General features: G+C 57.1%; 14 protein-coding genes. 3 read left to right on the forward strand and 11 right to left on the reverse strand.

What is annotated here, in order from left to right; translation table 11 throughout:
* Nucleotides 1–23: 23 nt before the first annotated feature.
* From AC5JQH_RS02870 to AC5JQH_RS02890, 5 genes are all read right to left on the reverse strand, one after another.
* On the reverse strand, nucleotides 24–875 hold the full coding sequence (locus AC5JQH_RS02870; RefSeq protein WP_008171367.1) for a type II secretion system protein N: 852 nt from the start codon (nucleotides 873–875) through the stop codon (nucleotides 24–26).
* A 1-nt stretch (nucleotide 876) separates the two neighbouring features.
* Nucleotides 877–1,668, reverse strand: coding sequence for a type II secretion system protein N (gene gspN / locus AC5JQH_RS02875; RefSeq protein WP_008171366.1), 792 nt, complete (start codon nucleotides 1,666–1,668; stop codon nucleotides 877–879).
* Nucleotides 1,669–1,801: 133 nt separating this feature from the next.
* Nucleotides 1,802–3,454: a chaperonin GroEL gene (groL, locus tag AC5JQH_RS02880; RefSeq protein WP_008171364.1), complete on the reverse strand. Its 1,653-nt coding sequence runs from the start codon at nucleotides 3,452–3,454 to the stop codon at nucleotides 1,802–1,804.
* Between the two features lie 78 nt (nucleotides 3,455–3,532).
* On the reverse strand, nucleotides 3,533–3,820 hold the full coding sequence (gene groES, locus AC5JQH_RS02885; protein ID WP_008171363.1) for a co-chaperone GroES: 288 nt from the start codon (nucleotides 3,818–3,820) through the stop codon (nucleotides 3,533–3,535).
* 194 nt (nucleotides 3,821–4,014) lie between these two features.
* Nucleotides 4,015–4,563, reverse strand: coding sequence for an FxsA family protein (locus tag AC5JQH_RS02890; protein ID WP_493805255.1), 549 nt, complete (start codon nucleotides 4,561–4,563; stop codon nucleotides 4,015–4,017).
* Between the two features lie 159 nt (nucleotides 4,564–4,722).
* On the opposite strand from AC5JQH_RS02890, the gene AC5JQH_RS02895 reads away from it, so the two are divergent.
* Complete coding sequence (locus tag AC5JQH_RS02895) at nucleotides 4,723–5,484, forward strand: SDR family oxidoreductase (RefSeq protein ID WP_014577665.1); 762 nt, start codon at nucleotides 4,723–4,725, stop codon at nucleotides 5,482–5,484.
* Nucleotides 5,485–5,525: 41 nt separating this feature from the next.
* On the opposite strand, the gene AC5JQH_RS02900 is transcribed toward AC5JQH_RS02895, so the two are convergent.
* From AC5JQH_RS02900 to AC5JQH_RS02910, 3 genes are all read right to left on the reverse strand, one after another.
* Entirely contained in the window at nucleotides 5,526–5,831 is a 306-nt protein-coding gene (locus AC5JQH_RS02900; protein ID WP_493805256.1) for an MGMT family protein, read from the reverse strand.
* On the reverse strand, nucleotides 5,831–7,168 hold the full coding sequence (locus tag AC5JQH_RS02905; protein WP_493805257.1) for an AmpG family muropeptide MFS transporter: 1,338 nt from the start codon (nucleotides 7,166–7,168) through the stop codon (nucleotides 5,831–5,833). The genes AC5JQH_RS02900 and AC5JQH_RS02905 overlap by 1 nt, the downstream gene beginning before the upstream one ends.
* A gap of 78 nt (nucleotides 7,169–7,246) precedes the next feature.
* Nucleotides 7,247–7,729 (reverse strand): YajQ family cyclic di-GMP-binding protein, encoded by a 483-nt coding sequence (locus AC5JQH_RS02910; protein WP_273082689.1) that lies wholly within the window; start codon nucleotides 7,727–7,729, stop codon nucleotides 7,247–7,249.
* Nucleotides 7,730–7,899: 170 nt separating this feature from the next.
* On the opposite strand from AC5JQH_RS02910, the gene AC5JQH_RS02915 reads away from it, so the two are divergent.
* Together AC5JQH_RS02915 and AC5JQH_RS02920 are read left to right on the forward strand one after the other, a co-directional pair.
* Nucleotides 7,900–8,871, forward strand: a complete 972-nt coding sequence (locus tag AC5JQH_RS02915) for a response regulator (protein ID WP_339624611.1) — start codon at nucleotides 7,900–7,902, stop codon at nucleotides 8,869–8,871.
* Between the two features lie 299 nt (nucleotides 8,872–9,170).
* The gene (locus tag AC5JQH_RS02920; RefSeq protein WP_493805258.1) at nucleotides 9,171–10,196 is read left to right on the forward strand and encodes an AraC family transcriptional regulator; all 1,026 of its coding nucleotides are present in this window, start codon (nucleotides 9,171–9,173) and stop codon (nucleotides 10,194–10,196) included.
* Here AC5JQH_RS02920 and AC5JQH_RS02925 read toward each other — a convergent pair.
* The 3 genes from AC5JQH_RS02925 to fliD all read right to left on the reverse strand — a co-directional run bounded on the left by AC5JQH_RS02925 (nucleotide 10,193) and on the right by fliD (nucleotide 13,957).
* Nucleotides 10,193–11,404: an argininosuccinate synthase gene (locus AC5JQH_RS02925; RefSeq protein ID WP_008171342.1), complete on the reverse strand. Its 1,212-nt coding sequence runs from the start codon at nucleotides 11,402–11,404 to the stop codon at nucleotides 10,193–10,195. The two genes, AC5JQH_RS02920 and AC5JQH_RS02925, sit on opposite strands and share 4 nt — an antisense overlap.
* Before the next feature lie 129 nt (nucleotides 11,405–11,533).
* Entirely contained in the window at nucleotides 11,534–11,932 is a 399-nt protein-coding gene (gene fliS, locus AC5JQH_RS02930) for a flagellar export chaperone FliS (RefSeq protein WP_273073143.1), read from the reverse strand.
* A gap of 36 nt (nucleotides 11,933–11,968) precedes the next feature.
* Nucleotides 11,969–13,957, reverse strand: a complete 1,989-nt coding sequence (fliD, locus tag AC5JQH_RS02935) for a flagellar filament capping protein FliD (protein WP_493805966.1) — start codon at nucleotides 13,955–13,957, stop codon at nucleotides 11,969–11,971.
* Between the last annotated feature and the right edge of the window lie 69 nt (nucleotides 13,958–14,026).

The following is a 14,026-nucleotide window of genomic DNA, read 5'->3' on the forward strand; positions in this document are numbered from 1 at the left end:
TCGTCCTGTTTCGATGAACCCGGTCAGCGCCACTGCTCGGGTATGGCATAACTGATGGTGAGGATGGATCCGTCACGCTCGATTTCTATCTCCAGCTGGGCCTGGCCGCGCCAGTTCTCAAGCAGGGCCTTATCCTGGCTGATATCGCCCAGCCGCTGACCGTTGATAGCCGTTATCACGTCCCCGGCCTGCAGGTTGACGGCGTTAAGCATGGCGTTAGAGCCGTCATACACGTAACCGGACATGCCGCTATTGTCCACCGGGCTCAACCCGAAAGGCGCCAGTGCGGCAATGCCCTGGCTGTCAATCTGTTCACGGGCGCTGGCCAGGAACTCATCCGGTGATGATTCTGCAGGCTCCTCGGTCACTTCTGCAACCAGTTCAGACGACTGCTCCTCGAAAGTCAGGGATTCGTATCGCCCACCCCGACGAATCAGAACACGCCCGGGTTCCACTTCGGCCAGCTCGGCATTGCCGGGTAGCATCTCCCCTACCCGGTAATATGCGGTTTCTCCATTGCTCCCAGCAACTATAGCACCGGAGTCCTCCGGGCGCTGTGCGACAAGTACCCCTTCCAGCCGGAGCCGAAGCCGGGTTTCCGGAGCCGAGCGGCGAACCGCATCGGCCACCTCGACCGGTCGCTCAGACCGCCCGAAGAAATCGTAAACGGCTATGGACGTCGTCAAACGGCTACCGCCTGACAGACTGCCTGCACCGGCTGCGACCGGCGCGTCTGGCACCGGCCGGTCGTCCCAGGCGTATAACCAGGTCATCCGGGCGAGAGTGTTGGCCAAATACACCACCAGCACCAACAGCAACAGGTTGGCGAGGATCCGGGAAATCCGGCTCTGGGCCGGAATACTCAACAGCGCCATATTATCTTGCCCCCGGTACGAGAGGCTGGCGTACCCGGAATACGACATCACCCGGGCTGGCAGAATCCGGCCAGGGCTGGCCGGCGAGATCCACCATACGCTTGTAGACACGCAGTTCCATCATTCCGTTCCAGAACACGGTGGCATCTGCTGCTGGCCCCTGGGCGCCCTGCTCGGAGACGGTCAGCGCCACACCACCCTGGGAGGTATCCATCGTCGCCTGCATGGGCGGAAACTCGGCCTGCCCACGCTGGCCACCCATTGGCCAGGTCACCAGGCCGCCATCCCAGCGCCCCAGGCCTTCCGCCCGCGTAATCCGGTTATCGGCCCAGGCCATATTCAGACGGTCAATCATGACTTCGCCTTCAATCATGGCGCCGCCGCTCTGGCGGATCAGCTCCTCAAACTCGGCCACCGTGATCCGTCCGCTGGCATCAAGCTGGGCACTGGCCGGCCAGCCCACCGTAACATCGCCGTTGAGCGAGGATTGCGACGATTCCAGGGAAATTCGGGCTGGCCATTCCAGGCTGGTGACCGACGGCATATAAAGGCGCCAGTCAACACGCACCGGGAAACCGGCCACCACAACCCCGGCTTCGCCATCCCAGAGTTTGCCGGCAACTTGCTGAACCTTTACCTGGGGAGGCAGAGATACATGGGCAGAGGCTTGCTGCCAGACCCATCCCGCAGGGACCAGAAAGACCAGTGACAGCAGATAGACCAGAGCGCCCAGCAGCAGGAGCAAGAATACCTTGCCGGGGCGGAGAAAGGATTTGGGTTCAGCGTCACTCATTCGGCGTTGCACAGATAATGGACCGGAAGCCGAGTCTAGCAAAGCCATGGGGCAAGTTCATGACAAAAAAACAAAAACCCCGCGTTGGCGTGAACCAACGCGGGGTTTTTCAGGGGCCGAGATCAGGCCGGCATTACATCATGCCGCCCATGCCTCCCATGCCGCCCATTCCACCCATGTCCGGCATACCGCCGCCGGCAGACTCGTCCTGCGGCTCATCCGCAACCATCGCCTCAGTGGTGATGATCAGGGAAGCCACAGAAGCGGCCGCCTGCAGAGCGGAACGGGTGACCTTGGCAGGATCCAGGATACCCATTTCCAACATATCGCCGTAGGCTTCGGTCGCGGCGTTGTAGCCGAAGGAACCTTCGCCTTCGCGAACCTTGGCAACCACAACAGAAGACTCACCGCCTGCGTTGTAAACAATCTGGCGCAGAGGAGCTTCCATGGCACGGCGCAGAATGTTAACACCGGCTTTCTGCTCTTCGTTGATGGCGTCTACCTTGTCCAGGGCCGCAATGGCACGGATCAGGGTTACACCACCGCCCGGCACGATGCCCTCTTCAACCGCGGCGCGGGTAGAGTGCAGCGCGTCTTCAACGCGGGCCTTCTTCTCTTTCATTTCCACTTCGGAACCGGCACCAACCTTGATAACGGCAACACCGCCAGCCAGCTTGGCAACACGCTCCTGCAGCTTTTCCTTGTCGTAGTCGGAAGAGCTGTCTTCGATCTGCTTGCGAATCTGCTCAACGCGAGCTTCGATGTCCGCCTGCGCACCAGCACCGCCGATGATGGTGGTGTTTTCCTTGGTGACGTTCACACGCTTGGCTGTGCCAAGGTCATCCAGGGTGGTGTTCTCAAGAGTCAGGCCGACTTCTTCGGAGATTACGGTGCCACCGGAAAGGATCGCGATGTCCTGCAGCATTTCCTTCCGACGGTCACCAAAGCCAGGCGCCTTGACGGCGTTTACCTTGACGATGCCACGCATGTTGTTGACTACCAGAGTGGCAAGCGCTTCACCCTCAATGTCTTCAGCGATGATCTGCAGCGGCTTACCAGCCTTGGCTACAGCTTCCAGCACCGGCAGCAGCTCGCGGATGTTGGAGATCTTCTTGTCGACCAGCAGGATGTACGGGTCTTCCAGCTCGGCAGACATGTTGTCCTGGTTGTTGATGAAGTACGGAGACAGGAAGCCACGGTCGAACTGCATACCTTCAACCACGTCCAGCTCGTCTTCCAGGCCTCGGCCTTCCTCAACGGTAATTACGCCTTCCTTGCCAACTTTTTCCATTGCATCGGCGATGATCTTACCGATGGTATCGTCACCGTTGGCAGAGATAGTGCCTACCTGAGCGATCATCTTGCTGTCGTCACAGGGCTTGGCCATATCACGGATTGCCTTCACGGCTTCCGTTGTGGCCTTGTCGATGCCGCGCTTCAGATCCATCGGGTTCATGCCGGCAGTAACTGCCTTAACGCCCTCGTTAACGATGGACTGAGCCAGAACGGTTGCGGTAGTGGTACCGTCACCGGCGGTGTCGTTGGCCTGGGAAGCTACTTCCTTCACCATCTGGGCGCCCATGTTCTCGAACTTGTCAGACAGTTCGATTTCCTTGGCTACGGAAACACCATCTTTGGTGATGGTCGGCGCGCCGAAGGACTTTTCCAGAACCACGTTACGGCCTTTCGGGCCGAGGGTCACTTTAACCGCGTCTGCCAGTACATTGACGCCCGCGACCATGCGCTTACGTGCGCTATCACCGAATCTAACGTCTTTTGCTGCCATGTCTTCTATTCCTGTTCGTTAAACCGAAGTTGTTGAATCAATCGGATTAATGAGAGTTCGTGCGATTCGCCTCAGCGATCACTCAAGCACGCCGTAGATGTCGCTCTCGCTCATGATGAGGAGCTCTTCGCCATCGATCTTGACGGTGTTCCCGGCGTACTGGCCGAAGACCACGGTGTCACCCACCTTGACCGCCAGTGAGCGGGTTTCGCCGTTTTCCAGGATGCGACCGTTACCAACGGCAATTACCTCGCCCTGGGAAGGCTTCTCTTTGGCGTTACCCGGCAGCACGATGCCACCCGCAGTTTTCTCTTCTTCTTCCTTACGGCGCACGACAACACGATCGTGTAGCGGACGAATTTTCATTGCTCGGTTTCTCCAATAGTCAGATTAATGTGGCAATGACATTGTTGATGTAGGTCGGACAGGCAAAGCCTGGTCCGACAAATTGCCCGGCTGGATAACCAACTGTTTTCAGTGGAAATCAGCCCGCAGCGAACTTGTGGTTTCTATTTGGGGTAGCTAGTAGGTGTTTTCAACACCCCGGAGAGAAAATTTTTTCACTTTTTTTCGATCCGGTCCCGATCGGATTCCGTCTCATCCTGGTACTCGCCTTCGATGATGTCGCCATTGCTGTCCCGATCAAAAGGCCGCTGCCGGCCGAACGGGTTCTCCTGGCCGCCAAACGGATCCTGCCCGAACGGATTGGAACCGCCACCCGCGCGAAAATAGAAACTGCTGCCACGGCTTTGACCAGCAACGACCATTCGCTTGAGCGCCTGTGCTGCAAGCCAGTGGCGCGTGCCCGGGATCAGGCACAGAAACCCGACCGTGTCGGTAATAAAGCCAGGTGTCAGCAACAGTGCACCACCAATCGCAAGGATCAGCCCCTCGGCAACCTCCTTGGCCGGCAGTTCTCCACTGTTCAGCCGCTGATTGGCCCTCAACAGCGTTGCCAGACCCTGCTGGCGAAGCAGCCACGCACCGATCACGGCGGTCAGCAGCACCAGCCCGATGGTATTGAGCACACCAATCATGCCGCCGACCTGGATCAGGACCGCCATCTCGGCGATGGGCATGACAATGAAGAGAAAAAGGAAAACGGACAAAGTGCCTCCATTGTTTCGGATCTTGTCGGGCTACGCTTCGCTAACCCAACAAGGATAAAACCCCACCATAGTCGTATTTGGTATACTCCGCGCACAAAAATAACCGCACAGACGCACAGCAACCGTAAAACCACCTGATAACAGTAGTTAGGGCAAAACATGAAACTTCAAGATTCCGTGATTGCAATCACTGGCGGCGGCCAGGGCCTTGGCCGCGCCATGGGCGAATACCTTGCGGCCAAAGGTGCAAAAATTGCGCTGATCGACCTGATGCCGGAGAAGCTGGACGAAGCCGTCACCGCCTGCGTGGCCGCGGGCGCTGAGGCCAGAAGCTACGTCTGCAACGTTGCAAAAGAGGAAGAGGTAGAAAAAACCTTCGAGGCCATCGTAAAAGACTTCGGCCACCTCAACGGCCTGGTTAACAACGCCGGTATCCTCCGGGACGGCCTGATGGTCAAAGTGAAGGATGGCGAAGTTGAGCGCCGCATGGAGCTGTCCCAGTGGCAGGCGGTGATCGACGTCAACCTCACCGGTGTGTTTCTCTGCGGCCGCGAAGCCGCCACCCAGATGATCAAGAACGGCGACCAGGGCGCGATCATCAACATCGCCTCCATCTCCCGCGCCGGCAACATGGGCCAGAGCAACTACTCCGCCGCCAAAGCCGGCGTCTCCGCCCTGGTTCCCGTATGGGCCAAGGAACTCGCCCGCTACGGCATCCGCTGCGCCGGTATCGCCCCGGGCTTCATCGAGACCGAAATGACCGCCTCCATGAAACCGGAAGCCCTGGAAAAAATGACGGCCGGCATTCCGCTCAAGCGCATGGGCAAACCCGAAGAGATTGCTTCGGCTGCGGCGTTCATCTTTGAGAACGACTATGTGTCAGGGCGGATGATTGAAGTGGATGGGGCTCTTCGGCTCTAACGGGTCGAGCTACCATTGAGTGGGGCGCCCAGAGCGCCCCGTTACCATCGAAACCGAGACATCGAAACCCGCCCGTCGGTAACTTCGACACCTTCAGCCTCAAGCCGGCTAACCTGCTCCTCAAATTTCTCGGACCCCGCGGGAAATGCAATCTGGCCGTTACTGCGAATCACCCGATACCAGGGCACCGCATGCCCTTCTGGCAGCTTGCCCAACGCCTTTCCGATATATCTCGCCTGCCGGCCCAATCCCGCCATCTCCGCAACCTGACCGTAACTGACCACCCTCCCCTCCGGGACAGCCAGTACAACTTGCCAGATCTTCTGATCTTTGGTTGGTTCGGGCATCAAGGGCTCACCGGTTCTGCATCAGGCTTTGATTCATTCCGCGGCGCTAGCGCATCCAATCGATGGCCATTTCGGATCATGAACATGGCCAACAAAATAGCAGGGACGCCCATTATGCCGGCCACCAGGAAGAACTCCGCATATCCGAAGCCCGCCACAACGATGCCGGAGAAGCCCCCCAGAAACTTTCCGGGCAGGGTCATCAGCGAACTGAACAGGGCATACTGCGTGGCCGTGAACGAAGCACTGGTCATGCTGGAGAGCCATGCAATCAGGGCAACATTGGCAATGCCGCCACTGAGGTTATCGGCGCTCACCACAGCGGCCAAGGTAATGATGTTGGGCGGGTACTGGGCCAGAACGACAAACAGAAGATTGGTGGCGGCGGTCATGATTGCGCCAAGCAGAAGAATCCGGCGAACTCCGTAGCGAACCACCATTACACCGCCGACCAGCGAGCCGGCAATGGTCATGAAGAAGCCAAAGATCTTGGTGACGTCCGCCACCTCGGTTTTGCTGAAGCCCATGAAATCCAGGTAGAAGGGATTGGCCATAACGCCCATGGCGATGTCAGAGATCCGGTAAACGGCCACCATGAGCAGGATAACCAGAGCCAGCTCTTTGTAACGGCGAAAGAAATCGAGGAATGGGCCGGCCACGGCGGCGTAGAACCAGCCAACAAGTCTCGCCAGGCGGGGATTCAGATGCGTGAGCTTGGCAGCCTCCTGTTCGATCTCGTGGGCAATGTCCTGGGCGGCGGCAAAGTGGTTCACGCTGGGCTCGCGAACAATGAGCACCGTGAGCGCGCCAACTCCTACCAGGGCCGCCATGACTTCATAGGACACCTGCCACGACCAGAATTCCGCCAGGTAAAGAGCACCGGCGCCGGCCACCAGAAGCGCCAGACGGTAGCCAAAGATATACGTAGCAGCCAGCGCCGCCTGCAGCCGCTCCTCGGCAATCTCGATGCGGTAGGCATCAATGGCCACATCCTGAGTGGCGGAGGAAAAGGCCACCAGCAGGCCGCAAAGAGCCATCATTTCAGGCGCTGCCGTAGCATCCACGTGAGCCATCAGGTACAGCCCCGTGGCGATACCCGCCTGCGCAAAGATAATCCAGCTCCGCCGCTTGCCCAAAAGCCGGTCGAGCAACGGCAGTTTCAGGCGGTCCACCACCGGTGCCCAGAACACCTTGATTGAATAGGTAATACCGAGCCAGCTAAAGAACCCGATGGTGGCGGTTTCCACTCCCACATCCGCCAGCCGGGCGTTAAGGGTGGAAAACACCAGCAGAAACGGCAAACCCGCCGAGAACCCCAGGAATAACAGGGCGATCACCTGCCAACGGGTGTAGGTGTAAAGCGTATCCCGAATCAGGGTCAGGCGGGTGCCGGTTAAGATGGTAAAGCCTCCGGATCAGTCGCGGAAATTATTGAACTGCAGCGGGATATCCAGCTCAGCTTCGCGCAGCATAGCGATGGCCTCCTGGAGATCATCCCGTTTCTTGCCGGTCACCCGCACCTTATCGCCCTGGATACTGGCCTGGACCTTCATCTTCTGGTCCTTGATCATCTTCACGATCTTCTTGGCCATATCAGTTTCAATGCCCTGCTTCAGCAGCAGGTGCTGTTTGACCAGCTTGCCGGACTTGCTGTCGCCGTCCTCGGCCAGCGCTCGCGCATCGATATTGCGCTTGGCAAAGGCCATACGCAGCATATCCAGCAACTGCTCCAGCTGAAACTCCTGCTCGGCACTGATGGTAATGCCCTTGTCATCCAGCTCAATGTTGGCTTCAACATTCTTGAAGTCCCAGCGATTACCCAGCTCCCGCTTGGCCTGGTCGACCGCATTGGTGACTTCGTGCATATCGATTTCTGAAACAATGTCAAAAGAAGGCATGGTCCTTATTCTCCGTTAAGCTAAGCGGGTATACTGGCAAACTGCTGAAAACGGGGTCAGATGAAAGCGTTCATCTGACCCCACCTTCGGCGCCCGATTGATTTGCAGGGGATGATACCAACCCCCGGCATCTCTCGCACCTGACAACGGACTGCTAAAAGTAGATAACAATGCCAAATCTGGACCTTCCCATCCTGGTAGTAGACGACGCGAAATTCAGCAGTATGGTGGTTGGCCGCACGCTGCGAAATGCCGGATATCGCGACGTACGCATCGTGAATAACGCACCGGAAGCCCTGCAGCTGATCGAACAGCGCCCGGTCAGCGTTCTGATTGCCGACTGGCTGATGCCCGAGATGGATGGCCTTGAGCTGACGGACCAGGTGCGACAACAGGACGAGCAGAACAATCACTACACCTACGTGATCCTGCTAACGGCACGGGAAAGCGTCGAGGCTCTTTCAGAAGCCTTCGACCGGGGCGTGGACGACTTCATCTACAAGTCCGACATGACCAAGCAACTGATCCCCCGCATCTTTGCCGCAGACCGAATGGCCGACCGCCAGAACACCCTGCTCCGGGCCAACTCCCTGCTGATCGAGAACAATCGTGAGCTGGAATCCACAAACATCATTGATCTGGAAACCGGCCTCTGCAACACCAAATACGGCCGCGAGCGGCTGACCAAGATGCTGCGCCACGCTGAATCCCGCGGCGGATGCTCTGCCTACGTGCTGTGCGGCATTCGCAACTGGCAGGAACTGAAACGCAAACACCCGCCCACGGTGATGAGTGAGCTGGGCATCGGCATCGCCCGCCGCCTGAGCACCCTGATACGCCCTATTGATGCCCTGTGCCGCGTCGGCGACAACCAGTTCGCCATCATTGCCTACTTCCCGAACAGCGACCATTGCACAACCACCGCCTTCCGGCGCGTGTTCGACGGCATCAACCACAAGGCTCTGAAAACCACCGCCGGCTATATTTCCGTGGAAGCCGGCATGGTACTTTGCAAAGCCGACGCCCAGAACGGCACGCCCTCGATCCAGGATATGGAACGGGCCGCGGTGCAGGGGCTGGTGGATGCCTATGATACGCGTCGGTTTACCGAGACTGCGCCGGAGATCGGAGCGACCGCCTGAAGCGGCGACACACTCGGTAACACTGATACACACTTCACAAACAGACAGGAAAGGCCGGACGACTTATTCTGCAATTGTGGATTTAAGCAGTATCCCCCATGGTGGAGGAGCCGAGTAGTACCTCCGCCGCCATATGGGGAATCGAATCCACCGGATTAACGAATTTTTCAGGCACTTTCGTTCTTTCCTTGTTTTTTGGGCCAGCTTTTTAGCTGGCCTTTTTATTTTCCGCTCCAGACGTTTCCGCACCAGTTCCGTTATACTCCGGCTATAACGACTCCAAAAACAGTGCTGTAACCATGAAAACCCTCGGAACCGCCTCTGTCGCCGCCCTGCGCCAATACGTTCGTGCTGCCGAATCCGCCGGCGTGGATATCAATCGCCTTTTCGACCAGGCTGAACTGGACCAGAACATCCTGGACACCGACGACGGCCGCATTAACGGCGAGCAGTTCCAGCACTTTATCCGTTTATTGTGCGAACAAACCGGCAGCCCGATCCTGGGCCTCGAGACCGGCGACTTCGTTCAACCCGGCTCCTACAGCGTGCTTGGCTACATCACCATGAGCTGCGCCACCCTGGGGGAGGCCGTAGCGCGCATTGCGCCGTTCGAAAAACTCGTTGGAGACATGGGCACCACCAGCCTCGCCATGAAAGGCGAAGACATCAAACTGACCTGGAACTGCAACTACACCGATCCCGTCGTCCGCCCGCAACTGGTGGACAACGTATTTGCCTCCTGGGTGAACTACGCCCGCTGGCTTGCAGACAATCAGGAAGCATCACCAAGCGTGGTAAAACTCCGCCGATCCTCGCCAGGTTCCGAATTTGAAACAGCCTACCGAGAGCGCTGGCACTGCCCGGTCACCTTCTCAGCCGATGAGGACAGCATCACACTCAAGAAAACCCTGCTGGAGACCCGCCTGCGGCAACCGGACCCCCTGCTCCGCAAAACCCTGGAAGCCCATGCCCTGAGCCAGTTGGCCTCCCTGGATACCGACAGCGACCTTACCTCAAGAGTCCGCCACAGCATCCAGCAACAACTGATGCACGGCATTACCCGGCAGGACATGGTGACTGAAGACCTGGGTATGACCAGCCGAACCCTGCAGAGAAAACTCGGCCAGGAAGGCGTGTCTTACCAGAAATTGCTGGATGAAGTGCGGCAAAAAATGGCCGAGGACTATCTTCGCAACAGCGAGCTGGCCATTCCGGATATTGCACTGAGGCTGGGATACAGTGAAACCACGTCGTTTCACAGGAAGTTCAAGGCGGTAACGGGGAAGACGCCCGGAGAGTTCCGGGCGTCCGTAGAGCAGACTTAAAGCTTGCGGCCTTTGCCAGCAGCAATCCTCAGACGCAGCGCATTCAGCTTGATAAAGCCTTCTGCATCCTTCTGATCGTACGCACCCTGATCTTCCTCAAAGGTGGCAATCTTCTCGTCGAACAGAGAATCCTCAGACTTACGGCCAACCACATCCACATTGCCCTTGTAGAGCTTCAAGCGAACAGTGCCGTTTACATAATGCTGGGTCTGATCGATCAGAGCCTGCAGCGCCTCACGCTCCGGCGACCACCAGTAACCGTTATAGATCACCTCGGCGTAGCGCGGCATAATGCTGTCTTTCAGGTGCGCCACTTCGCGGTCCAGAGTAATGGACTCGATGGCACGGTGGGCACGCAGCATGATGGTGCCGCCCGGAGTCTCGTAACAGCCGCGGGACTTCATGCCCACATAGCGGTTCTCGACGATGTCCAGACGGCCAATACCGTTGGCACCCGCCAGCTTGTTCAGGGATTCCAGAACCACGTGGGGCTTCATGTCCTGACCATCGATGGCAACAATGTCGCCCTTCTTATAGGTCAGTTCAACGTAGGTCGGCTCATCCGGCGCGGTTTCCGGAGACACACTCCAGCGCCACATATCTTCCTCGGCTTCCGCCCAGGGATCTTCCAGATTGATGCCTTCGTAGGAAATGTGCAGCAAGTTGGCGTCCATGGAGTACGGGCTCTTGCCCTTCTTCATTTCCACCGGGATGTTGCGCTCTTCGCAGTACTTCAGCAGCTTCTCGCGGGAATTCAGATCCCACTCACGCCAGGGCGCAATCACCTTCACACCCGGCTTCAGCGCGTAGGCACCGAGCTCGAAACGCACCTGGTCGTTACCCTTACCGGTAGCGCCATGGGAAATAGCATCAGCGCCGGTCTCATTGGCGATATCGATCAGACGCTTGGCAATCAGAGGACGGGCAATGGACGTACCCAGCAGGTACTCACCCTCATAGATGGTGTTCGCGCGGAACATCGGGAACACGTAATCGCGCACAAACTCCTCGCGCAGGTCCTCGATGTAGATTTCCTTGACGCCCAACGCCTCGGCTTTCGCCCGCGCCGGCTCAACTTCCTCGCCCTGGCCGATGTCGGCGGTAAACGTTACCACCTCACAGTTGTAGGTATCCTGCAACCACCGAACGATTACGGAAGTATCCAGGCCACCGGAATAGGCCAGCACCACCTTTTTGATATCAGACATGCCCTTGCTCCAGACTGAACAGAATGGATGTGTTGAAAATAAGGGCAGTATTGTACGGGAGAGCGTGAGGAATGGCTATAAAGCCCCTCTCCCCTGGCGGGAGAGGGGTTGGGGAGAGGGGGTTATTGATCAGCCAGCAGCCTGCTGACCAATAGCCTCTTCCCGAATACCATCCCACCCTTCTTTAACAGAACGCAGAAGGGTCAGAACCTCATCCAGCTTGGCCAAATCATTCTTGGCGCTGGCTTGCAGAAGCGTCCGCTCCATATAGTCATACAGCGCCTCAAGACGCGCAGCCAGATCGCCACCCTGCTCGAAATCGAGGAAGGAACGCAGTCCACCAATAATCTCGATGGCCTTGTTGATCAACTGGGCCTTGCCGCCGTAATCCTTTGCCTGGATACGAGACTTGGCCATGTTGATGCGCTCAATAGCACCATTGTACAAAAGCTGGATCAGCTTATGCGGATCTGCATCGGTGATGCTGGTTTGGGTGTTTACGCGCTGGTATGCCTGTAAACCGTTCATACTCGACCTCTTGGTTCGCTAATCGGCCCGGGCCGATCAGTTGTTGTTCCGGTTGTTTTGGGGTGCAAGCGCAGCGAGCTGCTGGCTTACGTAATCCTGTGTGCTGTTGAGCTGGGAAATCAGGGAATCTGCCGCTGTGAACTGACTAACCAAGCGCTCACGGTAAGCAGCAATACGCTCCTCAAGTCGCGCCTGATTTTCCTGAATTTGTTCCAGATCGCGATTGAGGCTCTCGGTCCGCGATTCGATGGCGCCATCAGCACCCACAAAACTGGAAACCAGATCAACCGTCCGCTCTGCAACGCCTTCCACAAAAGTAATCGAGCCACGACTGCCAGTCTGGTCGCCCAGAATACGAACCTGCAGACCAGACGCACCACCATTGCCACTTCCCAGAAAGAGCACCTGCCCGTCGCCTTCCGCAGTTCGGCCACCAATGGTGCCGGCCACATCAACACCTGAAGTGCCGGTGGCAGCAGACAATCCATAAGCGGAACCATCTTCTACTGATGTCAGGCTGACGTTCGAATCACTGCCATAATCGGAGGAGGTAAATGTCAGCTCGCCGCCGCTTCCAACTCCAACCTGGACCCCCGAGCCAGACGCATTCAGAGCATTATTGGCATTCAGCTGAGCCTGTATCTCGTCTGCCAGCTCCTGAGCTGTATTGTAGGTTTGCTGAGTGAGCTGAACGCTCACAGACGTTTCATCATTAACCCGGAACGTAAGCTCGTCATTACCGGCTCCAATCGTAACCGGTGCAGTAAACGCCGTCCCTGCGAGTGAACCCTGCGTCGCTGCCTGAGTGATATTAATTTCATAACGGCCGGGCTCAGTGCTCAACCCACTGCGGACGAACTCAACCTGACTATCCGTTGTACGGCCTTGCTCCGCAAACAAAGCAGTCACATCGTCCGGATTATTCTTCAGCTGCTCCTCAAACCTGGCTCGGTCAAACTCCAGACCACCAGTTTCAAAGTTGGTCGTGATGCCCACATCCGCCAGGCTACGAACACTGGAATTTTCCAGGCCCGGCACAACCCGCGTCAGAACCTGACGCAATTGATTCTGAATAGAACGGACGGTACTGTCACCCGTGAGCAAGCTGCCCACGCCCGCCTCGGAATTAAAGCCGGCGAGGCTATCTATAGTCGACTGAAGCGAGTTAAATTTATCGACGAAGCCTTGCACCCGATCGGCAACCGCACCAAGGTCCTGCTGAACCTTGATGATAGAGGAGCCTGTCTCGGTAATATCAAAGGTTAAGCCGTCGATCACATTCTCAAAGCTGTTAGTCGACCGGGTAACTTCAACCCCGTTTATTTTCATAACCGCATCTGATGCGGCGATTGTCTCTTGCAGACCAGAATCTGCATCCATTGCGGTATTAAACGCAAAACGGGACAGACCTTGATTGTCGGTATCTGTGCCACCCGTATCACCGGATACTGAGATACTAACCGCGTTGGCCGTTCCGGTCTCGTCCGCAGAGAGCACCAATTGGAAGCCGTTCCCCGTATCGATAACGCCTGCAGAGACACCCGCATCTGAATCATTGATCGCGTTTGCCAGCCCCTGAAGCGTGTCATTGCTACTATCAATAGTGAGGTTCGTGGTTTTATCTCCTACATTCAGCGTCAGCGTGCCCTGCCCCACACTGGTCGCATCGCGATCCGCGAACACATCCCTGGAAGCCAACGCTTGCGCACCAGCAAGACTGGTTACCTCAACGCTGTATGTGCCGCGACTCGCCTTAGTGCTGTCTACGGAAACCCCAATACCTTCGTTAGAAGAACTTGCAGAAAATGCCTTGAGATTATCCGGAGCGCTGAGCTGGCGCATTGGCAAACGCAATTCGGTAACAGCGCTGCGTAGCTTACCGTAGGCGGACAGCAAAGCCTGGGTTTGCTCTGTCTTCTGTGTAAGCCTATTTTCCGTAGGCGCACGCTCTGCCTGTACCAGTTGATCAACCAGATCCGAATTCAGAACGCCTGAACCAAGACCCAACGATGATATGTTTGCCATGCTCATGCCTCCTCAAGGGGGCGAATCTCTTCATTGTTCAGTTTATCGGCAAAAAGCGGCAAAACTTTG

Source organism: Marinobacter sp. H13 (assembly GCF_059072335.1).

What these genes read in the sequence shown, in the direction of transcription:
- AC5JQH_RS02870 (WP_008171367.1), bottom strand. Translation starts at nt 875, where the DNA reads ATGGCGCTGTTGAGTATTCCGGCCCAGAGCCGGATTTCCCGGATCCTC.
- gspN (WP_008171366.1), bottom strand. Translation starts at nt 1,668, where the DNA reads ATGAGTGACGCTGAACCCAAATCCTTTCTCCGCCCCGGCAAGGTATTC.
- groL (WP_008171364.1), bottom strand. Translation starts at nt 3,454, where the DNA reads ATGGCAGCAAAAGACGTTAGATTCGGTGATAGCGCACGTAAGCGCATG.
- groES (WP_008171363.1), bottom strand. Translation starts at nt 3,820, where the DNA reads ATGAAAATTCGTCCGCTACACGATCGTGTTGTCGTGCGCCGTAAGGAA.
- AC5JQH_RS02895 (WP_014577665.1), top strand. Translation starts at nt 4,723, where the DNA reads ATGAAACTTCAAGATTCCGTGATTGCAATCACTGGCGGCGGCCAGGGC.
- AC5JQH_RS02900 (WP_493805256.1), bottom strand. Translation starts at nt 5,831, where the DNA reads ATGCCCGAACCAACCAAAGATCAGAAGATCTGGCAAGTTGTACTGGCT.
- AC5JQH_RS02910 (WP_273082689.1), bottom strand. Translation starts at nt 7,729, where the DNA reads ATGCCTTCTTTTGACATTGTTTCAGAAATCGATATGCACGAAGTCACC.
- AC5JQH_RS02915 (WP_339624611.1), top strand. Translation starts at nt 7,900, where the DNA reads ATGCCAAATCTGGACCTTCCCATCCTGGTAGTAGACGACGCGAAATTC.
- AC5JQH_RS02920 (WP_493805258.1), top strand. Translation starts at nt 9,171, where the DNA reads ATGAAAACCCTCGGAACCGCCTCTGTCGCCGCCCTGCGCCAATACGTT.
- AC5JQH_RS02925 (WP_008171342.1), bottom strand. Translation starts at nt 11,404, where the DNA reads ATGTCTGATATCAAAAAGGTGGTGCTGGCCTATTCCGGTGGCCTGGAT.
- fliS (WP_273073143.1), bottom strand. Translation starts at nt 11,932, where the DNA reads ATGAACGGTTTACAGGCATACCAGCGCGTAAACACCCAAACCAGCATC.
- fliD (WP_493805966.1), bottom strand. Translation starts at nt 13,957, where the DNA reads ATGGCAAACATATCATCGTTGGGTCTTGGTTCAGGCGTTCTGAATTCG.